General features: G+C 37.7%; 21 protein-coding genes and 1 other RNA gene. 13 read left to right on the forward strand and 9 right to left on the reverse strand.

From position 1 onward, the window contains the following. The 11 genes from I7X29_RS00005 to I7X29_RS00055 form a co-directional block, all read left to right on the forward strand. Positions 1-598: hypothetical protein (locus tag I7X29_RS00005; protein ID WP_198472374.1), on the forward strand; the 598-nt coding region annotated here is incomplete at its 5' end. Beyond that, entirely contained in the window at positions 595-996 is a 402-nt protein-coding gene (locus I7X29_RS00010) for a hypothetical protein (RefSeq protein WP_198472375.1), read from the forward strand. The genes I7X29_RS00005 and I7X29_RS00010, both read left to right, overlap by 4 nt. 461 nt (positions 997-1,457) lie before the next feature. Next, positions 1,458-2,534: a type IX secretion system outer membrane channel protein PorV gene (gene porV, locus I7X29_RS00015; protein WP_198472376.1), complete on the forward strand. Its 1,077-nt coding sequence runs from the start codon at positions 1,458-1,460 to the stop codon at positions 2,532-2,534. Positions 2,535-2,652: 118 nt separating this feature from the next. Next, positions 2,653-3,777, forward strand: a complete 1,125-nt coding sequence (gene dnaN, locus I7X29_RS00020; RefSeq protein WP_088594632.1) for a DNA polymerase III subunit beta — start codon at positions 2,653-2,655, stop codon at positions 3,775-3,777. A gap of 109 nt (positions 3,778-3,886) precedes the next feature. Beyond that, on the forward strand, positions 3,887-5,977 hold the full coding sequence (locus tag I7X29_RS00025) for an LTA synthase family protein (protein ID WP_198472377.1): 2,091 nt from the start codon (positions 3,887-3,889) through the stop codon (positions 5,975-5,977). After that, positions 5,961-7,178, forward strand: coding sequence for an HD domain-containing protein (locus I7X29_RS00030; RefSeq protein ID WP_088594630.1), 1,218 nt, complete (start codon positions 5,961-5,963; stop codon positions 7,176-7,178). Before I7X29_RS00025 ends, I7X29_RS00030 begins: the two co-directional genes overlap by 17 nt. Before the next feature lie 160 nt (positions 7,179-7,338). After that, positions 7,339-8,358: a UDP-3-O-(3-hydroxymyristoyl)glucosamine N-acyltransferase gene (gene lpxD / locus I7X29_RS00035; RefSeq protein ID WP_088594629.1), complete on the forward strand. Its 1,020-nt coding sequence runs from the start codon at positions 7,339-7,341 to the stop codon at positions 8,356-8,358. A 7-nt stretch (positions 8,359-8,365) separates the two neighbouring features. Further along, a complete protein-coding gene (locus tag I7X29_RS00040) occupies positions 8,366-9,754 on the forward strand; it encodes a bifunctional UDP-3-O-[3-hydroxymyristoyl] N-acetylglucosamine deacetylase/3-hydroxyacyl-ACP dehydratase (protein ID WP_198472378.1) in 1,389 nt (462 codons plus the stop codon). A gap of 6 nt (positions 9,755-9,760) precedes the next feature. Then, positions 9,761-10,555, forward strand: a complete 795-nt coding sequence (lpxA, locus tag I7X29_RS00045) for an acyl-ACP--UDP-N-acetylglucosamine O-acyltransferase (RefSeq protein ID WP_009414346.1) — start codon at positions 9,761-9,763, stop codon at positions 10,553-10,555. 39 nt (positions 10,556-10,594) lie between these two features. Further along, positions 10,595-11,161 (forward strand): elongation factor P, encoded by a 567-nt coding sequence (gene efp / locus I7X29_RS00050; protein WP_009414345.1) that lies wholly within the window; start codon positions 10,595-10,597, stop codon positions 11,159-11,161. A 2-nt stretch (positions 11,162-11,163) separates the two neighbouring features. Then, on the forward strand, positions 11,164-12,081 hold the full coding sequence (locus I7X29_RS00055) for a UDP-3-O-(3-hydroxymyristoyl)glucosamine N-acyltransferase (protein ID WP_198472379.1): 918 nt from the start codon (positions 11,164-11,166) through the stop codon (positions 12,079-12,081). A gap of 92 nt (positions 12,082-12,173) precedes the next feature. Here the strand turns inward: I7X29_RS00055 and rnpB are convergent. The 4 genes from rnpB to I7X29_RS00075 form a co-directional block, all read right to left on the reverse strand. Further along, an RNA gene (gene rnpB / locus I7X29_RS00060) (RNase P RNA component class A) lies at positions 12,174-12,478 on the reverse strand. 42 nt (positions 12,479-12,520) lie between these two features. Further along, positions 12,521-13,282 (reverse strand): endonuclease/exonuclease/phosphatase family protein, encoded by a 762-nt coding sequence (locus I7X29_RS00065; RefSeq protein ID WP_198472380.1) that lies wholly within the window; start codon positions 13,280-13,282, stop codon positions 12,521-12,523. 91 nt (positions 13,283-13,373) lie between these two features. Beyond that, positions 13,374-13,853, reverse strand: coding sequence for a hypothetical protein (locus tag I7X29_RS00070; RefSeq protein WP_009414343.1), 480 nt, complete (start codon positions 13,851-13,853; stop codon positions 13,374-13,376). A gap of 40 nt (positions 13,854-13,893) precedes the next feature. Further along, the gene (locus I7X29_RS00075) at positions 13,894-14,736 is read right to left on the reverse strand and encodes a transketolase (protein ID WP_002681907.1); all 843 of its coding nucleotides are present in this window, start codon (positions 14,734-14,736) and stop codon (positions 13,894-13,896) included. A gap of 59 nt (positions 14,737-14,795) precedes the next feature. On the opposite strand from I7X29_RS00075, the gene I7X29_RS00080 reads away from it, so the two are divergent. Beyond that, positions 14,796-15,197, forward strand: coding sequence for a DUF4834 family protein (locus I7X29_RS00080; protein WP_009414341.1), 402 nt, complete (start codon positions 14,796-14,798; stop codon positions 15,195-15,197). A 6-nt stretch (positions 15,198-15,203) separates the two neighbouring features. Next, entirely contained in the window at positions 15,204-17,609 is a 2,406-nt protein-coding gene (locus I7X29_RS00085; protein WP_198472381.1) for a YfhO family protein, read from the forward strand. Positions 17,610-17,613: 4 nt separating this feature from the next. On the opposite strand, the gene I7X29_RS00090 is transcribed toward I7X29_RS00085, so the two are convergent. The 5 genes from I7X29_RS00090 to I7X29_RS00110 all read right to left on the reverse strand — a co-directional run bounded on the left by I7X29_RS00090 (position 17,614) and on the right by I7X29_RS00110 (position 23,465). Then, complete coding sequence (locus I7X29_RS00090; RefSeq protein WP_051046617.1) at positions 17,614-18,405, reverse strand: DUF481 domain-containing protein; 792 nt, start codon at positions 18,403-18,405, stop codon at positions 17,614-17,616. 174 nt (positions 18,406-18,579) lie between these two features. Further along, complete coding sequence (locus I7X29_RS00095) at positions 18,580-20,427, reverse strand: DNA topoisomerase IV subunit B (RefSeq protein WP_088594620.1); 1,848 nt, start codon at positions 20,425-20,427, stop codon at positions 18,580-18,582. 71 nt (positions 20,428-20,498) lie between these two features. After that, positions 20,499-21,719 (reverse strand): aminotransferase class V-fold PLP-dependent enzyme, encoded by a 1,221-nt coding sequence (locus I7X29_RS00100; protein ID WP_198472382.1) that lies wholly within the window; start codon positions 21,717-21,719, stop codon positions 20,499-20,501. Positions 21,720-21,739: 20 nt separating this feature from the next. Further along, complete coding sequence (locus I7X29_RS00105; protein ID WP_198472383.1) at positions 21,740-22,399, reverse strand: DUF4276 family protein; 660 nt, start codon at positions 22,397-22,399, stop codon at positions 21,740-21,742. A 1-nt stretch (position 22,400) separates the two neighbouring features. Next, positions 22,401-23,465, reverse strand: coding sequence for an AAA family ATPase (locus I7X29_RS00110; protein WP_198472384.1), 1,065 nt, complete (start codon positions 23,463-23,465; stop codon positions 22,401-22,403). Positions 23,466-23,570 lie beyond the last annotated feature (105 nt).

The raw sequence follows: 23,570 nt of genomic DNA on the forward strand, positions 1-23,570 counted from the left end.
TACGTATGTTTCCAATGCAGTAGGAACTCTAATGCAGAATCCAAAAAATCAATTTGCACCTTATCAAAATCAATCTGCACCTTATCAAAATCAGTTTGTACCTCAGGAAGGAAAAGCTCCTGGGTGGGAAGTTTATGCAGGAACACTGACAACTATTGGTAATGAATTATATTATAGTGAAAGATATGGTACTTGGATGGGTAAAAACTTTAAGATATATAAACAAACTTGGGGAGGAAATGGAATTACAGGAGGTAAAAATAAATTTGCTAAAACAATATCAGATAGAATTGCTCTAGTAGGAAAAGCCTTAGGAGCATGGAATGCTGCATCTATAGAGTTAGAAAGACGAAATGGTGAGATAAGCAATACTCAATGGGTTCTTGAACAAGGGACTAATGCTTATTCAACACTTGGAGGAATACCTGGTCTTGCTTGGGGAATAGGCTGGGAACTTGGTAGGTTTACGACTGGTATGGAATGGTATCAAGAATTTGCATATCGCTATTGGTATAACCGTTGGGAGAAGCGATATGGAAAACCTTCTAAATACAATGAAACTATTTGGAATTATTTTTATGAAAATTACGGCAAATGATGGATGTATTTTATTATTATATTTATCTTTTTTATGCAAAGGTTATGCCTGATGATTATCCACATTTAAACACTGTATGGGCATTAGGTTATCTTTTTTCTTTAATAATTAATGGACTGATTGAAATACCATTAGCATATTTTTTTAATTGTTATTTAAGTACAATTCAAAAAGTAATCATAATAATAATTGTGATAACTTTGTTTTACTTGAAATATGATAGAAGTAAAGGAATAAGAATTGTAAAAAAGGAAAAACCTAAGTTTTTTGGCAGTAAAATAGCTTCTATAATACTTACTGTTTTATTTTTTTTGATAGGAATGCTCTTTTTATTTTTTAAAGCAGATGTATTAAGAAAAATATTAGAGATGAATAAAGCTACTGCCTCACCTATGTAAGTTATAAAACTTTAGCATTTATGAAAATTACGGCAAATGATGGACGTGTTTTATTATTATATTTATCTTTTTTATGCAAAGGTTATGCCTGATGATCAGCCTCATTAAAGAACTGTTTGGGCATTAGGAGCTATATCAGCTTTTATAATCAATGGACTGATTGAAATACCATTAGCATATTTTTTTAATTGTTATTTAAATAAAATTCAAAAAGTAATCATAATAATAATTGTGATGATTTTGTTTTACTTGAAATATGATAGAAGTGGTAAAGGAATAAGAATTGTAAAAAAGGAAAAACCTAAGTTTTTTGGTAGTAAAATAGCTTCTATAATACTTACTGTTTTATTTTTTTTGATAAGTATGCTATTCTTATTTTTTAAAGCAGATGTAGTAAGGGAAATATTAGAGATGAATAAAGCTACTATCTCACCTATGTAAGCTATAAAACTTTAGCATTTATGAAACACCTATACAACCTACTCATTTTTATAACCGTCTTCCCTATGTTCGCTCAGGAAGAAAAACCTATTACTACGGCTTTTCCGTTTTTGTTGCTCAGTACAGATGCTACTGCTTCAGGAATGGGAGATATAGGGGTATGTTCATCTCCAGATGTGTTTTCTCAGCGATGGAATGCTGCTAAATATGTATTTGCTGAAGCCACTTCAGGAGTGGGAGTAGGTTATTCTCCCTATTTAAACAAGTTAGCTAAAGATGTGTTCTTAGGCAATGTTACTTACTACAAGCGCTTACGCCGAAGTGCGTGGGGAGCGAGTTTTACTTATTTTACTATAGGTGAAGTAGCTCTTACTCAAAATATAGGCAGTAATGCTTATTTAGCAGGCAATGTACATCCGTCAGAATTTGCAGCAGACCTGTCCTATAATCTCAAACTCAGCGAACAATTTGCTATGGGAGTGGCAACTCGCTATTTGCAATCAGCTTTGCGCTTGCCTTCAGAAGGAAATACTACAGCAAGGAGTATTGCTTTTGATATTTCAGGCTACTACACTTCTCGTGAACACCCTATAGGTAATGCTTGGGGATATTATACGTGGGGCTTTCAGCTCTCTAATATAGGAGCTAAAGTAAAGTATGAGGATTTAGGCAAAGAGTATTTTATCCCAACCAATTTAAAAATAGGAGCTTCTTATAATCTGTTATTTAGTGAATTACATTCTATTTCGTTATTAGTAGAAGCTAATAAATTGTTAGTTCCCTCAGTGCCTGAAGATAATGAAGATTTTCTACAAGGCATTTTCAAATCGTTTAGCGATGCCCCTAATGGTTTTTCGGAAGAGTGGCACGAAATTAGTAAATCAATAGGTGTACAATACGCTTATAATCAGCAGTTTTTTGTACGTACGGGCTATCATTATCAGCACCCTAACAAAGGTGACTTACAGTATTTCACAGTGGGCACAGGGGTTAAATACAAATCACTCCAACTCGATTTTTCTTATCTTTTTTCTACAGCTAAAACACATAATCCTCTCAGTTCAACACTCAAAACTTCATTACAATATCTGTTTTGAGAAAAATTCAAAACAAAAAAATATTCCAAAATATTTGGCAGTGATAAATATTATTACTACTTTTGCCATTATTACTCCATAATGGAGTGAGATTTGTTATTTAAAAATACGTAAAAATATGAAGTTTATAGTATCGAGTTCTTACCTATTGAAGAAGTTACAAGTGTTTGGCGGTGTGATTAATAACAACAACACTATGCCTATACTCGATAACTTTTTGTTTGAACTATCTACCAATTCTTTAACTATCTCAGCTTCCGATTTAGAAACCACTGTAAGAGGTACTTTGGAAGTCGAATCAGATTCTCAAGGTAGTATTGCCGTATCAGCTAAATTGTTGATAGATATTCTTAAAACCTTTTCAGAACAACCGCTTACTTTCTTGGTAAAAGAAAATAATGTAATAGAAATTAGTTCTACTACAGGTAATTATACTTTAGCTTATTTAGATGGTGAGGAGTTTCCTCGTCCTGTAGCTTTGCCCGAAGCAAGTAAAGTAACTTTGTTAGGCGATGTGTTAGCTACTGCTGTACAAAAAACAATCTTCGCCGCTGGGAACGACGACCTCCGCCCAACAATGAGTGGTATTCTCTTCCAATTTAGCGAAAACGGACTCACTTTCGTCGGTACTGATGCTCATAAATTAGTGAAATACGAACGATTAGATATCAAAGCTAACGATGCCGCCGATTTCATTATGCCTAAAAAACCTTTGAACATCCTCAAAGGTATTTTAGCAGGTAGTGAAACCGAAGTAACAATAGAGTACAACGAGAGCAATGCTAAATTCTCTTTTGACGATATGGAATTCATCTGCCGCCTTATTGATGGTAAATATCCTAACTACGATGCGGTAATCCCTAAAGAAAATCCTAACAAACTCATCCTAAATCGTTCACAATTCTATAGCTCTATCAATCGTCTGTCGTTGTTCTCTAATAAAACTACACATCAGGTACGATTAAAAGTAGCAGGTTCTAACTTGGTAATCTCAGCTGAAGATGTAGATTATAGTAATAAAGGTGAAGAACGCTTCACTTGTAACTATCAAGGTGACGATTTAGAAATAGGATTCAACTCTAAGTTCCTAAAAGAAATGATCAACAACTTAGACTCCGACGAAATCTTGATAGAAATGTCCTTGCCAAATCGTGCCGGACTTATCACACCTATCGATGGTCTTGATGAAGGAGAAAAAGTACTGATGTTGGCAATGCCAATTATGCTCAATAATAACCAGTAAATTAAAATTTTTTTTTCATTTTAAAGATGAAACGCCTTATGAGTCTTTTTAAGGCGTTTCTTTTTTTAAGAGAAAAATCACAATGTCTGTCATTTAAAAATAAACATCTATGAAATCCGTTTTAGAAAGAATAAAGCCTTTTACATATATAGCTGCCTTATACCTTATCGTATCGTTTGTGATGCGCATTGTCTTTATGCTACACCCTATTACTGCTACTACATTTTCGGTGTGGAGTGTGTTTAAGATGCTTTTCATAGGCTTACTATCCGACGCTTTTGTGATAGTATTGGCAAGTAGTATTTTAATGCTTTATTTCCTCTTTATCGCCAATGTGAAGTACAAAAAACCTTACGGAGGCATTATTTTAGGAGTGTTTATCCTCATACTACTCTATATACAGTTTTATCCTAACAATATATTTGCTCAATATGGGGGTGTGATTCCCGAAATCGCATTAGCTTTCTTCGGCTTTAAAACGCTGTGTTTTGCCTTATTGCTCTTTTTGCCTAAGTACAGAGCCCAACTGCGCAATGCACTGTATTTTATTACGCTGGCTATCTATGTATTTGCCATAGTGATGAATGCAGTAAGCGAATATTTCTTTTGGAATGAATTTGGTATTCGTTATAACTTTATTGCAGTAGATTACCTTATTTACACCAATGAAGTGATAGGCAATATAATGGAGAGTTATCCCGTAGTACCCTTATTTACAGGGGTTTTTGTAGTAGTATTGGCAATTACGATATATTTATTTCTCAAGACTAAGAGTGCGCTAAAAACAATACCCACCCTCTTTGAAAAAACGATTATAGTAGTGCCCTATTTACTGTTAGTGCTTATAGGAATGTGGAGATTACCCCAGCTTGATGCTATGGCTGCCGAAAATACTTTTGCTCAAGAAATACAAAGCAATGGTGTTTACAAGTTTTATTACGCTTTTACTCATAGTGAGTTAGATTTCTTTCAGTTTTATCCTACCTTGCCAGAAAAAGAAGCTGAAAGCATTGTGCTCAAACAACTCAATGCGCCTGCCCTCGAGCGAAAAATTGTAGGCGATACTACCGAAGTACACCGCAATGTGCTCCTCATTTCAGTAGAGAGTCTTTCTGCGGAATACCTCACAATGTATGGCAATGCCGATAACCGTACACCTTTCTTAGATAGCTTAGCTAATAACAGCTTGTTTTTTACTAATTTGTATGCTACAGGTAACCGTACTGTGAGAGGATTGGAAGCTCTAACTCTTTGTATTCCGCCTACCCCAGGGGAAAGCGTGGTGAAGCGCAAAGACAATAAAGATAAGTTTACCACGGGTAGCGTGTTCAAAAGTAAAGGTTATGATGTGAAATACCTATATGGAGGCGATAGTTATTTTGATAATATGAAGGATTTCTTCACTGGTAATGGCTACGATATTGTAGATAGCAAGAGCTTTGCACCCGAAGAAGTTACTTTCTCTAATATTTGGGGCGTTTGCGATGAAGATATGGCAAACAAAGCTATCAAAGTGATGAATGAACAGGCTAAAGCAGGCAAACCATTCTTCAATCACTGGATGACAGTAAGTAATCACCGCCCTTTTACTTATCCTGAAGGTAAAATTGATATCCCTCCTACTGAAAAACGACGTGCAGGCGGAGTAAAATATACCGATTATGCGCTCAAGCGATTCTTTGAGATGGCAAAACAACAAGAATGGTACAAAAACACTATTTTTGTGATTGTAGCCGACCATTGTGCATCGAGTGCGGGTAGCACCGAACTGCCTTTAGATGGCTATCGCATCCCTTGTTTTATTGTAGCCGACTTTATCACTCCTAAAAAAGTAGATACAATGATATCACAAATAGATGTGATGCCTACCGTTTTTGGTTTGCTAAATTTCAATTATACCTCTAAGTTCATAGGACAGGATGTGCTAAAAGAAGGCTATCAACCGCGTGCTTATATTGCTACTTATCAGGATTTAGGTTACTTAACCCCTGACAAGCTCACTATTATATCACCTTTGAGAAAAACCACTCAATACAGTTTGCGCAAAGAAGCCGAACAACCTTCGCAAGAGTATCCCTTGTTTTATGAGCAAATAAAAGAAAATAATGTGAATAAAGAACAAGCAGATGCTTGTATTGGTACTTATCAAGCTACTGCCGAGTGGTTAAAAAACAAACAATTCAATGCGGTCAAGAAATAAGCTAAAAATTATCAATGACCCTATTTATGGGTTTATCCATATCCCCAGCACTCTGGTGTTCGATATCATTGAGCACCCTTATTTTCAGCGACTCAGGCGTATCAATCAAATGGCGCTGTCCTATTTGGTGTTTCCTGGTGCTAAACACACCCGCTTTGAGCACGTATTGGGATGTGTGTTCTTGATGCAGAAAACAGTAGAGATGCTCCGCTTCAAAGGTGTTCAAATTTCCGATAAAGAAGCTGAAGGTCTCTATATTGCCATATTGTTGCACGACATAGGGCACGGACCTTTCTCACACGCTATGGAACACAGCATTGTCGAAGGTATTTCGCACGAAGAAATCTCACTTCTCTTTATGCAAGAGCTTAACAAGGTATTCAATGGTAAGTTGGAGACTGCTATCGCAATCTTTCAAGGTACTTACCCTCGTAAGTTTATGCACCAACTCATCTCAAGTCAGTTGGATATGGATAGAGCCGATTACCTCAAGCGCGATAGCTTCTACACCGGAGTCGCCGAAGGAAATATCAATTCTGAACGCCTTATCTCAATGCTTAACGTGCGCAACGACGAATTAGTAGTCGAAGAAAAAGGCTTGTACTCTGTCGAGAAATTCCTGATAGCCCGGCGATTGATGTATTGGCAAGTGTATTTGCACAAAACCAGCGTAGCCGCCGAACAAATATTAATTAGATTGCTCAATCGTGCTAAGGAATTAGTACAACAAGGTCAAAAACTCACTATGTCCACCGCTTTAGCTTTCTTCGTGAAAAACAAAATATCCAAAGATGATTTTTCACAAGAAGTACTTGAGATGTTTGCTCGTTTAGACGATACCGATATCATCTCAGCAATGAAAGAATGGCAGTTTTACCCTGATGTAGTGCTCTCTAAACTCAGCAAAATGTTGCTTAACCGCGATTTACTGAAAATAAAAGTCCGCTTAAACGATTTTGAAGAGCAAAAGATAAAAAGACTCCAAAAACTATCACTTGCCAAAGGAGTAGATGAAAAAGATATGAAGTACTTTGTCTTTACAGGAGTGATGACTAACAGAGCTTATAACCCCGAAAATGAAATTATAAAAATACTCACTAAAAACGGTAGAGTAGTAGATCTCAGTAAAACCTCTGAAGCCATCAACTTAGAACCCCTCTCTCAAGTAACCGAACGATACTACATTTGCTATCCAAAATAAGGCGAAAAAAGAGAAGGTAAAATTACTCAATAGAGAAAAAAAATAGTAAAATGAGTGCTATATAAAATAATTTTTATACTTTTGTTGCGAAAAATAACCTTTTTACAAGGTGAAAACATATAAATATAGCCCTATATCGTTTTGATTATAAACTAATTAAATGAAATTTACAGCATTACAAATAGCCAATGTACTCGGCGGCGAAGTGGAAGGAAATCCCCAAATTGAAGTCTATAAACTTTCAAAAATTGAAGAGGGAAGTGAAGGGAGTATATCTTTTTTGGCAAACCCTAAATATAAACATTTTATCTATACCACTCAGGCATCCATAGTGATTGTAAATAAGGACTTTGAGGCTGAAGATAAAATATCAGCAACCTTAGTGAGAGTAGACGATGCTTATGCCGCTTTTACTAAACTCTTAGAGTTCTACAATCAAGTGAAAATGAATAAAGTAGGTATAGAGCAACCTTCGTTTATCGCTCCATCTGCTAAAATAGGACAAAACGTATATATAGGAGCTTTTGTATATATTGGCGAAAATGTAGTGATAAACGATAATGTAAAAATCTATCCCAATACTTATATAGGTGATAACTCATCAGTAGGTGAGGGGACTATTATTTTTGCAGGCTGTAAAATATATTCCGAAACTGTCATAGGTAAAGATTGTATGCTCCACAGTGGAGTAGTGTTAGGTGCCGATGGATTCGGATTCCAACCTAATGAGAAAGGAGAATTCAGTAGAGTCCCACAAATAGGCAATGTCGTGATTGAAGACTTTGTCGATATAGGAGCAGAAACAGCTATAGATCGTGCAACTTTAGGCTCTACTATCATTCGTAAGGGAGTAAAGTTGGACAACCAAATACACATTGCTCATAATGTAGAAATAGGTAAAAATACAGTGATTGCCGCCCAAACAGGTATCGCTGGCTCAACTAAAGTAGGCGAAAATTGTATGATAGGTGGTCAAGTGGGAATCGTAGGTCACTTAGTAATAGGCAATCGCGTGAAAATACAAGCCCAAACAGGGGTAGGTCGCAACCTTAAAGATGATGAAGCAATACAAGGTTCTCCCGCCTTAGGGCACGCCGAATATAACAAAGCTTATGTGATTTTTAGAAAATTACCTAATTTGCTTAAACGCTTAGAAGAATTAGAAAAAAAATTAAAATAAATACACTATGATAAAGCAAAATACTTTATCCAAAGAAATTACCTTAGAAGGCATCGGGTTACATACTGGTAAACAAGTAAAAATGGTGCTTAAACCAGCTTCAGTAGGCAATGGTTTTACCTTTGTACGTACCGATTTAGAAGGAAACCCTGTTGTCGAAGCGGATGCTACCTATGTAGCAAGTACTGAACGTGGCACAGTCTTAGAAAAAAAAGGGGTGAAAATCCAAACTTGTGAGCACATCTTAGCAGCGCTCGTCGGTATGGATTTGGATAATGTGATTATTGAACTCAATTCCTCTGAACCTCCTATTATGGACGGTTCCTCTAAATACTTTGTAGAAGCTATTGAAAAAGCAGGTATCACTCCTCAAGATGCCGAACGTGATGAGTATATAGTAAAACAAGTAATTACCTATGTGAACGAAGAAACAGGTAGTGAGATTACCCTCATCCCTGCCGAGGAATACCAAGTGACTACAATGGTAGATTTCGGTACTAAAATATTGGGTACTCAAAATGCTTACCTCAATAAACTTTCCGAATTTAAAACCGAAATAGCCGATGCTCGTACTTTTAGTTTCTTGCACGAGCTTGAAGCCTTGCTCGACCACGGTTTGATTAAAGGTGGAGATTTGAACAACGCTATTGTTTATGTAGATAAAGAAATCTCTGATAGTACAATGCAAAAACTCAAAAAGGTTTTCAACAAAGATAATATTTCTGTAAAACCTAACGGAGTGCTTGATAACCTTACTTTGCATTACCCTAACGAAGCTGCTCGTCATAAACTATTAGATGTAATAGGCGATTTGGCTTTGGTAGGTACACGCATTCGCGGAAAAGTGATTGCTACTAAACCTGGGCACTTTACTAATACCCAATTTGCTAAGAAACTTTCTAAGATTATAAAAAATGAACGTCGTAACAACGTTCCTTCTATAGATGTCAATCAACCTCCCTTGCTCAACACTGTTGATATAATGAAATTGTTACCTCACCGTCCACCATTCTTGTTGGTCGACAAAATCTTTGAACTTTCCGATAAACATGTCGTGGGCTTAAAGAACGTAACAATGGACGAACCTTTCTTCATTGGGCACTTCCCCGGAGCTCCTGTAATGCCTGGAGTACTCCAAATTGAAGCAATGGCTCAAACCGGAGGTGTCTTGATACTCAGTACGGTCCCCGACCCCGAAAACTACCTCACTTACTTTATGAAAATCGATAATGCGAAGTTCAAGGTACAAGTGGTACCAGGGGATACCCTTATTTTTAAATTAGAATTGCTAACCCCTATTCGCCGTGGTATTTGTCACATGCAAGCCTACGCTTATGTGAATGGCAAGTTAGCTACAGAAGCTGAGCTGATGGCTCAAATTGTTAAAGTAAAATAAAAGTATATGATTCAACCTTTAGCTTATGTCCACCCCGATGCTAAAATCGCTAAAAATGTAGTGATTGAACCTTTTACTACAATTAGTAAAAATGTAGAAATAGGTGAAGGCACTTGGATAGGACCTAACGTAACCATTATGGAGGGCGCACGTATCGGGAAAAACTGCAAAATTTTCCCTGGAGCTGTTATCTCAGCCATTCCACAAGACCTCAAGTATAAAGGTGAAGAAACCACCACTCACATAGGTGATAATACTACTATTAGAGAGTGCGTAACTATCAACAAAGGTACCGTCGATCGTATGAAAACCGTAGTCGGTAATAATTGTCTAATAATGGCTTACTCTCATATCGCTCACGATTGCATTGTTGGTGATAATTGTATTTTCTCTAACGGTACTACTCTTGCAGGGCACGTAACTGTTGGTAATTGTGCTGTGATGGCTGGTATGACGGCTGTCTATCAGTTTTGCTCTATTGGGAGTTATGCCTTTGTAACTGGCGGTTCACTTGTAGGCAAAGATGTTCCTCCTTATGTGAAGGCTGCTCGAAACCCTCTCTCTTATGTTGGAGTCAACTCTATAGGGTTACATCGCCGTGGCTTTACTACCGAGAAAATACGCGAAATACAAGATATCTACCGCGTACTATTCCAAAAAAAACTTAGTACCTCTCACGCCTTGGACTATATAGAAGCCGAAATGGAAGCTACCGTCGAACGCGATGAAATTTTGCAATTTGTCCGTCGCTCTCAACACGGCATTATGAAAGGCTATCACGGTGAATTAATAAAAGACTAAGAACTTAAAACTAAAAACAAATAACTTAAAATAAAATAAATGGCAACAACCGCAGACATTAAAAAAGGATTGTGCATTCGCTTCAATCACGATATCTACAAAATCATTGAATTCCTACACGTAAAACCAGGTAAAGGTCCTGCTTTTGTGCGTACCAAACTCAAAAGTGTTACCACAGGTAAAATCCTCGACAACACTTTCTCTGCCGGTCACAAAATTGAAGATGTACGTGTCGAAACTCGCTCTTTCCAATATCTATATGCCGAAGGTGATGAATTCGTATTTATGAATAACGACGACTTCAACCAAGTGCACATCCGTAAAGATATGCTTGATTATCCTGATTTGCTTAAAGAAGGTGAAACTGTGATGGTAATCTTTAATGCCGAAGACGAAACTCCTCTTTCAGTAGAAATGCCTGCTAATGTTATCCTCACTGTTACACACGTAGAACCTGGTGTTAAAGGTAATACCGCTACCAATGCCACTAAACCTGCTACTGTCGAAACAGGAGCTACTGTCAATGTACCTCTTTTCATCAACGAAGGCGACCGTATTAAAATAGAAACTGAAAAAGGTACTTACGTCGAAAGAATGAAAGACTAATTATGCGCTTCCCACAACCTTATACTCTTGAACAAATAGCGACTATTATCAATGCAAAATACGTCGGAGCAAAAGATTCTCCAGTACTTGGAATGAACGAAATTCACGTCGTACAAGCTGGTGATATAGTTTTTGTAGATCATCCTAAGTATTACGAAAAAGCTTTGCACTCTAAGGCTACCATTGTACTGATTAATAAAGAAGTAGAATGTCCTGAAGGAAAAGCCCTTTTAATCTCCGATGACCCTTTTCGCGATTTCAATAAACTCACCGACTTTTTTAAACCTTTCCAAAAAGCAACAACACTCATAGCGCCTTCAGCTCGTATAGGTGAAAATACAGTAGTGCAACCAGGTACTTTTGTGGGGAACAATGTAGTAATAGGTAACAACTGTCGTATCCATTCCAATGTGAGTATTTACGATGATTGTGTAATAGGTGATAATGTAACTATTCACGCCGGTACAGTGCTCGGAGCCGATGCTTTCTACTACAAAAAACGCCCTGAAGGTTTTGATAAACTCAAGTCTGGCGGTCGTGTAGTAATTGAAGACAATGTGGATTTAGGGGCTCTTTGCACCATTGATAGAGGGGTAACAGGAGATACCACTATCAAGAAAGGAACTAAGATAGATAACCAAGTACACATAGGTCACGATACAGTAGTAGGCGAGAAGTGCCTCATCGCCTCACAAACAGGCATTGCTGGTTGTGTGGTGATAGAAAACGAAGTAACTATTTGGGGGCAAGTGGGAATGACCAGCGGAATCACCATAGGTGAAAAAGCAGTGATTTTAGCCCAAAGTGGTATTTCTAAATCGTTAGAGGGCGGACAAACTTACTTTGGTTATCCTGCTGGGGAGGCCCGTGAAAAGTATAAGGAAATGAGCGCACTCAAACAACTTATCAATTGTAAATAGATTTAAATTAGATAATTTGATAAAAAAGAGGCTGTCCTTAAAAGTTTAAACTAAACTTTTCGGACAGCCTCCCCTTTTGTTTTAGACCATAAAAAAAGAGCAAATCATAAGCCGGATTCTGTACTTATCATTGCTGATAAGTGCTTATCATTTATCTCGGTTAATGATTGCTCATTAGCTCTAACCGCCTACCCTCCAACATCGGGCGAGCAACCCTCAAACGCTGGTTTACGCGGCGTTGCACCTCATAGAGTTTACCTGATTTCACTATGGCATTACCCATACATTCTTTCTGTTGCACTTGTCCTCGCCTCGCGGCGGACGGGTGTTACCCGCTATGATGCTCTGTGGTGTCCAGACTTTCCTCTACTTTCGTAGCGATAAGCTGATTTGCTCTTTTCTTATGCAAAAATAATTAAAATATCTTTACTGACAAATTTTAAATCTCAAAACTGATAAAAACCCCATTGTGGTCAGACATATATTTCCCCTCTTCATTGAAATGATCCCAAGCACCTACTTGATATGCTTTCATTTCTTTGATAAAAGAATTGGAAATACAAATATGGTCTATGTTGTTCCTTATCTTGTTTTTAATAGGATCAGGGTGTAGAAAAGGGGAGAGGTCTCCTTCTGTTACGCAAGTTAAATTTAGCTTCTTGAGATAATCAGAAAGGAGTTGTCTTACTTTTTCAGTGCCATATCCTTGGTGGTTATATCGGCTTTGGTTAAAATCTCCCATTACCCATAAAGGGTTTTGAGTTTCTTCTGTAATACGTTGCCAATCCTTAGCCTGCTGGTGCAAGTCTTTTTTGTGATATTCCCATTGTTTATATCCTAAATTTCCATATCTAACTCCTGATACTCCTGCTTGATGGTAAGGAATAATTGTCCCAAAAACAGTAATATCCCCAAAAGGTGCTTTTATTACAGCACAAGCTGTTCGGTAGTTGTCGAAAGTTTGTATTTGTTCAGTGATTTGCCATTTAGAGAAGATAGAAACCCAATGTTCTTCAGGAGTTCTTTCATAAGCTAAAGAATGCACAGAAAACGGATATAATTTCGTTAATGATATACTGGTAGCATTTTCAGTAAGTACTAAAACATCAGCGTTGAGTTCTTCAATTTTTGCTATGGCAAGAGCTGTTTTTTGAGTTCCTTTTTTAGGACGCTCAACATTCCAAGTAGCAATTTTGTACATAGTTTCTTTAATGATAAAAAAACTTTGCCAAAGACCGTAGCACGGTAGGCTTTAAGGACTTTGACAAAGTAGTTTATATTACGTATAATTCTTAACTTAACCCTATATACTTTTGATTAGGTTTTTCATAAGGTGTTAATACACTTGCTTCAAGCATATTGAAATTTAGTAATAGGTTGTTTTCCTTTTCTTCATCAAAAAGTAAATCGTAGAGATAATGATGAACAAAGATATACCATTTTTTATTAGGATTTACTACTGCAAAACCAGCGACATCGTTGCCTTTGTCAAGATAGAAATACTCCCATTGATAGAAGTTCATTACTGCATTAGCAAATAATTCTCCTAAACCATAAGCTAAATCTACCTTGTCGTATGCTAAGGTATCGGTAGTAACTTTTTGCTCTTTATAAGCATCAATAAAATGTCTTAAAGAAGTAGCTACTTCTTTAGGATTGCTTTCATCACAAGCGAAATTATTTTCTTTTAGCAAGTCAATAGCTTTTTCTTTCAAAGCTAAAAGCTCTTCTTTTTCTTCACTATCAGCTAATCTTTCAGTAATTTCAGCCATAAATATCAATTTTTAATTTTCTAATTTGCTAATCTGCTAATTAATAATCGCCCAACGTTTCAGGGTTCTGTGCTAAACCTTTAGCCAATTGCTCGTCATTAGGAGCTTTGCCGTGCCAAGCGTGAGTACCCATCATAAAGTCTACGCCATTCCCCATTTCGCTGTGGAGTAAGATACACACCGGTTTACCTTTGCCAGTTAAGGCTTTGGCATCTGCCAATCCTTTTAAGATAGAAGCAATATCGTTGCCTTTTTCAATATCGATTACCTGCCATCCAAAGGCTTCCCATTTAGCGCGAAGGTTACCTAAAGGCATTACAGCATCAGTAGGACCGTCAATCTGTTTGTGGTTGTAATCAACTGTAGCGATGAGGTTGTCTACCCCTTTACCGCCTGCGTACATAGCGGCTTCCCATATTTGTCCTTCTTGTAGTTCGCCATCGCCGTGAAGGGTATATACAAGGTGCTTGTCGCCGTTGAGTTTTTTAGCAAGAGCTGCCCCAATGGCAACCGAAAGACCTTGTCCTAAGGAGCCTGAAGCCACGCGTACGCCTTCCAAACCTTCGTGAGGAGTAGGGTGTCCTTGCAAGCGCGAGTTGAGCAAGCGGAAAGTGTTCAGTTCGCTTATAGGGAAGAAGCCACGGCGGGCTAATACGCTGTAAAATACGGGAGATATATGTCCGTTAGAGAGGAAAAATAAATCCTCGTCTTTGCCGTCCATTGTAAAAGGAAGTTTTATGTCCATTACTTCGTTGTAGAGGCAAACGAGAAATTCGGCACAGCCCAAAGAGCCTCCTGGGTGTCCTGAATTTACTTTGTGAACCATTCTGAGGATATCTCTACGCACCTGCGTAGTAAGGTCGGTAAGTTGTTGGATATTCATTGTATTTCTTCGTTTTATATTTTGATGTGGCAAAGGTAGAAAATAATTGATAATTAACAATGAATAACGAACAAAAATATACTGAGATTTATAAATTTGCTAATTTGCTAATTTCTTTCTACCTTTGCCCCAATGAAACTAAAAAAATAGAAATGATGGCAGAAGCTTCTTTCACAGGATTTATACGAACAATCCTGATTATTATATTGATATTCTTGGGGATAAGAATCCTTATGCGCGCTTTTGCTCCTTCTATAATGCGCTTTTTCCTCACCCGAATGAGCCAGAGAATGCAAAAGGAATTTGAACGCGCTCAAAATCAATACCAACAAAATGCTTACCAGCAAAATCGCTCTCAGCGACAAGCTGGAGAACAAACAATTATCAATAATAATCCTCATTCTAAAAACCCTCAAGCTACCAAGCAAGTAGGCGAATATATTGATTACGAAGAAATTTAATTCACAATGGCAAAGAAAATCACCCCCCACATTGTTATAATTGCGCTATTCGCAGTCATTGCGCTCGCTTTTTTCTACCCCATATTGCAGGGGAAAGGCATACTCCAAAGCGATATTGCTCAATACACGGGTATGGCAAAAGAACGCAACGACTACCGCCAAACAGAAAACAAAGAAACCTATTGGACGAATAGTGCCTTTGGTGGTATGCCTACCTATCAATTGGGGGCGCAATACCCTAACGACCTTGTAAAACAATTGGATAGAACACTACGCTTCTTGCCACGTCCTGCCGATTACCTCTTTTTGTACTTCGTAGGGTTTTATATTTTGCTCTTGGTGCTCAAAGTAGATTACAAAAATGCTTTCTTAGGGGCTATTGCTTTTGGTCTCTCTACCTACCTGATTATCATCTTAGGAGCAGGACATAACTCCAAAGCACACGCTATTGCTTATTTTGCACCCGTATTGGCGGGTATCTTAATGGTTTTTCAACGGAAATACCTTTGGGGAGGCTTGCTCACAGCAGTGGCTTTGGCTTTAGAACTCTCTGCCAACCACTTCCAGATGACGTACTACCTACTTCTTTTAGTACTGCTCTTAGGCGCTGGATTGCTCTATAAAGCTGTTAAAGAAAAACAACTCAATGATTTTGCAAAAGCAACTGCTGTACTTGTGGGGGCTGTGGTGGTGAGCGTGCTCGCCAATGCTACCCTGCTACTCACTACCAGCGAATATGCCGATTGGAGTACGCGCAGTAAATCTACACTTACCTTTACTCCTGAGGGAACTCCTAAAAAACAAAGTAGCGGACTCTCTCACGACTATATCACCGAATATAGTTATGGTATCACCGAATCATTGAACCTTATTGTTCCACGTCTCTTAGGGGGCTCTAACGGTGAAGATTTAGGTAAAGATTCTCACACTTATGAAGTTTTATTGCAATTAGGAGCGCCTCCTGAACAAGCTCTCAACGAAACAAAACATTTACCTACCTATTGGGGTGACCAACCTTTGGTAGCCGCTCCTGCCTATATAGGCGCAGTAGTGTTCTTCCTCTTTGTGTTAGCTCTCTTTGTGGTGAAAAACCGACTCAAATGGTGGCTCTTGGCAGGCTCGCTAATGGCTCTCGTGCTCTCGTGGGGTAAAAATTTCGGTATCCTTACCAATTTTATGATTGATTATTTTCCGCTCTACAACAAGTTCAGAGCAGTATCGTCTATACAAGTGCTCTTGGAACTCTGTGTGCCTATATTGGCAATCGTCGGACTGCAACAATTCCTTAAAACAGAAGAAGAACAACGCAAAAAATACCTACTTCACACCCTTTATATTTGCTTAGGATTAATGGGAGTACTCTTGTTAGCCAAAGGATTCTTAGATTTTCAAGGTGCTAATGATGGTTACTATGCAAACCAACAAATACTTCAAGCTATAGTGGAAGACCGCAAGAGCATCTATACCGCCGATGTGTTGAGAAGTACAGTGCTTTTCCTCCTTACTGCTTTAGCTTTGTTTCTCTATCAATACAAAAAAATCCCACTTAGGGGAATGCAAATTGCACTTTTAGTCTTGCTTTTCTTTGATTTGGGAGGGGTAGCCAAACGCTATGTGAATAAAGATAGTTTTGTAGATAAATACCAAATAGAAAATCCTTTCGAGGAAACCGCTGCCGATAGAGCAATTCTGCAAGATAAGAGTTATTATCGTGTTTATGAACCTCAAGTGGGTATCAATGGTGCGCGCACTTCTTATTTCCACCATTCTATTGGAGGCTATCACGCTGCTAAACCCAAACGCTTGCAAGAACTTTTTGATTACCAAATCGCTAAAGGCAATATGGAAATCCTCAATATGCTGAACGTGAAGTATATAATTTTGCGTAACCAAGAAGGACAAATGCAACCCATACATAATGATGACGCTTTAGGCAGTGCGTGGTTTGTAAAACAACTCAGTTTAAAAAATAATGATGATGAGGTAATGCAGGCTTTAGAGAAATTTAAACCTGCTCAAGAAGCTTTGGCAACAGCCAATGATTTGAAAACAACTCTCCCCACACAATACACCGTCGATACAACTGCAGTGATTACACTAAAGAATGTACGTCCTGATGAACTGATATACGAAAGTAACAATCCTCACAATGGTTTGGCAGTTTTCTCCGAAATGTATTACCCTCACGGCTGGGAAGCTACTATCGATGGCAAAGAAGCGCCTATTTATCGTGTAGATTATACTTTGAGAGCACTTTCTGTACCTGCAGGCAAACACGAAATACGCTTTGTATTTGAACCTCAAATAGTAAAAACAGGTAGCAACCTCAGTTTAGTAGGTGCTATATTATTAATGTTATGGCTTGTAGGGGGCATCGTGTGGCAAACGAAGAAGAATAAAACAAAAGATTAATAATTTACCACGTAAAGAAAATGCCTCCTGTTACTACAGCGTAGAGTTTTTTGATAGGGAAGATAGGTTTAGTGTGTTGGATTGCTTGATAAGAGAGCCATGCTCCAAAATGTTCGGTAAAGTGATGTTTGAGGTCAAAACTATAGGCAAAACGCGGATTCTTTACATTGCTGTCTAAACGTGAATGTAAGTAGCCGCTAGTAGTGAAGTTCCATTTTTCGGTAAAGATTACTTTTAACCCCATTGCAAAACGCGCTTTGATGGTTTGCTGCTCACGTGTTTCATTGGGTACTGTAAGGTTAGGTACGCCATCCATATTCCACTTCTCATATTCATAAAAAAAACCAATACCTCCTGTCCAAACGAAATGCTCTGATTGCACAAAGTGATAACGCGATTGCCCTCCTGAAGCAATACGCAATAGCAATCCTCTACTGGGTACCCATACAGCTTCAGTAAAAGGATATATTTCCCATCTTGGTTTGGCTAAATAACGGTATTCAATATGTATAAAACCATTACTCACATTCACAGTATTGCCAATAGTAGTAATCTCTATCTGATTGAGAAGTGTAAAAGCCTTTTTATTACTTAGCAGAATACTCACATTGGTATTATTTTTCACTTGAAAAAAATTGTCTTTCTCTGTTTTAAAATTTATTTCAGGTGCAATACTCCCCTGCCACACCTTTGTTGTGTCAATTACAGGGGTAAGGCTTTCAGTAAAAATGATTTGAGCTTGTAATGAGGTGCTATACAATCCCATTAATAATAGGTAGTACTTAAAAAATCTCATTTAAATAGTCTTTTATAAGAAAAAAGTTGCTACAAAGATACGAATAATTATCAAACAAACAAAATTTTAATATCACAAAAATTTGATTTTCAATTATATGTTATGGTATATTCGTTGTAAACTTTATTACTATCAGATGAAAAAAATCGTTTAACCGTCGTACTACAACCTATTTTACTCGAAATTATCGATTTCTACTTTTAGATTGTTGATAATAAACTCTTGGCGATCAGGAGTATTTTTACCCATATAAAACTCTAAAAGCTGCTCAGTATGGATAGATTTATCCATCATCACAGGGTCTAAACGGATATCTTCACCTATGAAATCTTTAAACTCATCAGGAGAGATTTCACCTAATCCTTTAAATCGGGTAATTTCAGGTTTTCCTTTCAGTTTTTCTATAGCGGCTTGTTTTTCTTCTTCGCTATAGCAGTATATCTTCTGTTGCTTATTGCGCACACGAAATAAAGGTGTCTGCAATATATATAGGTGTCCCTCTTTGATGATTTCTGGGAAGAATTGTAAAAAGAAAGTGATAAGTAGCAAGCGAATGTGCATACCATCTACATCGGCATCGGTGGCAACTACGATATTGTTATAACGGAGGTCGTCCATAGAATCTTCGATATTTAAAGCTGCTTGCAAAAGGTTGAACTCCTCATTTTCATACACTATTTTCTTGGTCATTCCGTAGGTATTAAGCGGCTTACCGCGCAGTGAAAAGACTGCTTGGGTAGTTACATCACGCGACTTGGTAATAGACCCCGATGCTGAATCCCCCTCGGTGATGAACAAGGTACTTTGAAGAGCGCGTTCATCTTTGGTATCAGTGAGATGCACACGGCAATCGCGTAGTTTGCGATTGTGTAAGTTTGCTTTTTTAGCTCTATCTTTGGCTAATTTGCGAATACCTGCCAATTCTTCGCGTTCGCGTTGTGCTTGCATAATTTTTCGCAAGATAGCATCGGCAATTTCATTATTTTTATGCAAGAAATCATCTAAATTTCGGCTTATGAAATCGTTGATATAAGTGCGCACTGTAGGCATTCCTTCGCCCATTTCGGTAGAACCTAATTTGGTTTTTGTTTGGCTCTCGAACACAGGTTCCATTACTTTGATAGAAAGCCCTGCGATGATAGATTTACGCACATCCGAAGGGTCGAAATTCTTTTTGTAGAAATCGCGAATGGTTTTTACATAGGCCTCTTTGAAAGCGTTGAGGTGCGTACCTCCTTGCGTGGTGTTTTGTCCATTTACAAATGAGTAGTACTCTTCGCTGTATTGGGTTTTGCTATGTGAAATAGCGACCTCTATATCCTCGCCTTTGAGGTGAATGATAGGGTATAGGAAATCTTCTTCGTTGTTATTTTCAGCTAAAAGGTCACGAAGTCCGTTTTCAGAATAGAACTTTTCGCCGTTGTAGTTGATTGTGAGCCCTGGGTTGAGGTATACGTAGTTTTTGAGCATACGCACCACATACTCATTGCGAAATTTAAAGTTTTTGAAGATGGTATCATCAGGAATGAAAACGATTCCTGTACCGCGTCTTTTAGTACTTTCTTCTATAGGAGATTCTTCTTTTAAAATACCTCTTTCAAAAGATGCTGATTTTGATTGATTATCGCGTATCGATTCTACCTTGAAGTAAGCCGAAAGAGCGTTCACTGCCTTAGTACCCACTCCATTGAGTCCGATAGATTTCTTAAACGCACGAGAGTCGTATTTACCCCCCGTATTCATTTTAGAAACTACATCTACTACTTTTCCTAAGGGGATACCACGACCATAATCGCGTACTTCCACTTTATTATCGTTGATTTTCACGTCGATGGTTTTACCCGCACCCATTATAAACTCGTCGATGCTATTATCTATTACTTCTTTGAGGAGCACATAGATACCATCATCGGCTGAAGAGCCATCTCCCAGCTTTCCGATGTACATACCAGGGCGTAAACGCACGTGTTCTAAGGGGTCGAGAGAGCGAATGCTATCCTCGTCATATCTTACTTCTTCCATAATGATTTTAGGTGTTTGAGGGGGCAAAGGTAGTAATAATTTGTCAATTAGTCAATTAGTCGATTCATAAATTAGCTGAGCATCCTCTGAGCTTTTTTTACAGCCTCCACGAAAGTATCTATCTCTTCAAAAGTGTTGTATACAGCAAAACTCGCTCGCACTGTACCTGGGATTTGATAAAAATCCATAATAGGTTGCGCACAATGGTGACCGGTGCGCACTGCTATCCCTAATTGGTCGAGAATCACCCCTACATCGTAAGGGTGTACCCCCTGCAAGTTGAAAGATATAACTGCTGTACGCTGAGTTAAATCGGGGTTGCCATAGAGGATAATCCCCTCTATAGTTTGCAGCTTTTCAATGGCATAAGCTAACAATTGATGTTCGTGAGCCGCTATAGCCTCAATGCCTAAGGAATGTATGTAATCAATAGCAGCACCAAAGGCAATACCACCACAAATATTAGGCGTACCCGCTTCAAATTTATAAGGTAAATCAGCATAAGTGCTCTTCTCAAATTGCACTTGTTTAATCATCTCCCCTCCTCCCTGATAAGGAGGCAATTGCAACAATAATTCTTCTTTGCCATAGAGTACGCCTACACCCGTAGGTCCATACATTTTATGAGCCGATACGGCATAGAAATCTACATCAAGGGCTTGCACATCGGGTTGGAGGTGTGGAGCTGCTTGCGCTCCATCTACCAATACAACAGCCCCTACACAATGTGCTTGGGCTATAATTTCGGCAATAGGATGTATATTGCCCAACGCATTTGATACGTGTTGTACACATACCACTCGTGTGCTTTCATTGAGCAGTTCGCTATAGACTTGCATATCCCAAATACCCTGCTCATTCATTGGGATTACCTTTAGGGTAGCCCCACTTCGCTCACAAGCCAACTGCCAAGGCACTATATTGCTATGGTGTTCTGAAGCCGAAATAATCACCTCATCACCCTCTTTCATAAGAGCAGCATAGCCATTGGCAACCAAGTTGATGCCGTGAGTCGTACCTGCTGTGAAAATAATTTCGGAAGATTTACGAGCGTTAAAATGGCGTTGTAGTTTCTGTCGTGCCTGCTCATAAGCATCAGTAGCCTCTTGACTAAGGGTGTGTACTCCACGGTGGATATTCGCGTTTTGATATGTATAGTAATGTACTATCGTCTCAATCACAGAAGTAGGTGTTTGAGAGGTCGCACCGTTATCAAAATAGATGAGCGGGCGATTGTGGATTGTGCGGTTGAGTATAGGAAAATCTGCGCGTATTTCAGAGATGGTTTTCATTTTTTTGTGAGATTTATTTATTAGGAGATAGAAATTAATGTTGTTATCCAATTGTCAAATCTTGGACATTTAGCCCTTATACGTTGAATTCCAATCGCCTCTGCAAGATAATGCCCATAAAGAGGCTTTTTGTATCCTTTTATAATTCTTTCTAACCTATGACCAGGAGAAGTGTTTTTGCTGTTATTAATCATCTCAGGATTAGAATATTTAGCAAAAGTTTCTTCTAGTTCATCAATCCCTACCAAATCGGATTTTGGCACTTGTTCATAAAACATTTGCAGGTCGATAAAAAGTAAGGCTTCAAATTCGTGAAGTTGTAAATAAGGGATAAATCTATGTTGTAAAGATTCTGAAATATCTTCTTTCATAGCCTCTTCTAAAAACAAAATTCTATTATTTTTGTCATAGATTTTATTACCTTCTTCCCATTTTGGAAAATTATATTTCTCATAAAGCCCATAATAATCAATAAAGGTAGAAACAAAAACAGAAGAAGATTCTTTAAGATGAGTTTCAGCTTGTTTCCTTAAATAGTCCCATTTCACAATACCTCCTCCTGAAATTTTAATAAGAGGAGTTTGTATAGTAATTCCGTATTGCCAAAGATAAGGTGCTAATACTTCTTTGCAAAAATCTCTTTCAGTTTGTCCTTCACAAATGATAATAAAGCGTTTCATATTACAAATAGTTAGGTTGTCCTGTTTCAATTATATTCCGTTTCCATAGGTCATCGAGAGTGTAATCGTCAAGCCATTGTTGTAAGGAATCTTTTGAAAGCCGTTTAAATACAGTTTCTCCTTTTATTCTATCAACTGTTACAATATCTTCAGGTTCAAAATAACTTATCAAGTCGGTAGACTGAGTAGCCACTATTACTTGACAGCCCTTCTCTGCGACTGACTGGATCATAGCGGCTAATTTAGCTATAGCGGCTGGGTGTAACCCCAATTCAGGTTCATCAATCACAATAGTATCAGGCAAATTAGGTTGCAAGAACAGAGTGGTAAGAGCCATAAATCGCAATGTACCATCCGATACATCTGTTGCTCCAAAAACCATATCGCTATACTTGTCTTTCCATTGTAATTTTACCTCATTATTAGCATTAGGCACTAAATAGAAATCAGAAAAAAAAGGAGCTATATTCTGTATTGTCTTTACAATTCTATGATAAGTAATTCTATCTTCTTGATTGATATGGTATAAAAAAGCTGCTAAGTTAGCTCCATTACTATACAAGTAATGAATATCATTTTCAATATTGCTCTGTAGTGTAAAAGGCGATTTTGCTCCCGTATCGTGAAAATGGTACTTGCGAAAGCCATCTAAATATCGAATGATATATTTCGCTCTAAAAATACTTGTTGCTTTAAGGTGAGAATCTGGATAAAAGTTACCTATATCCCAGTTGTTATTTTTGTATATTAGAATTTCTTTATTGAAAACAAAACCTTCCTCTCCTAATTTTAAAACAACAGAATATCCATTTTGTCCGTTATCAAATTCTATTTTAAAAGAAATCTCATCAGTAACTTTTTTACCTTGAAAGAGCATTTTATCCTCCCCTCCTTTTAGAGCAATATACTCCCTTAGACTGCGGTTATACAGTCTATTAAGAAAGTCAAAGAACGACATAAAGTTACTCTTTCCACTTCCATTAGCCCCAATAAGGATATTAATAGGAGAGAGGTCTAAATGAATATCTTTAAATGTTTTATAACCAGTGAGATGTATATAATCCATTTCTTACAACAATAAAAATATTAAATATTGAGGTGCAAATATAAAGCAAAAAATTGAAAAAACGACTCTTATAATTTTATTTTTGATTTAGTAACCCAAAAAAAT

It is taken from the genome of Capnocytophaga periodontitidis (genome assembly GCF_016126015.1).
GTDB classification, from domain to species: Bacteria; Bacteroidota; Bacteroidia; order Flavobacteriales; family Flavobacteriaceae; genus Capnocytophaga; species Capnocytophaga periodontitidis.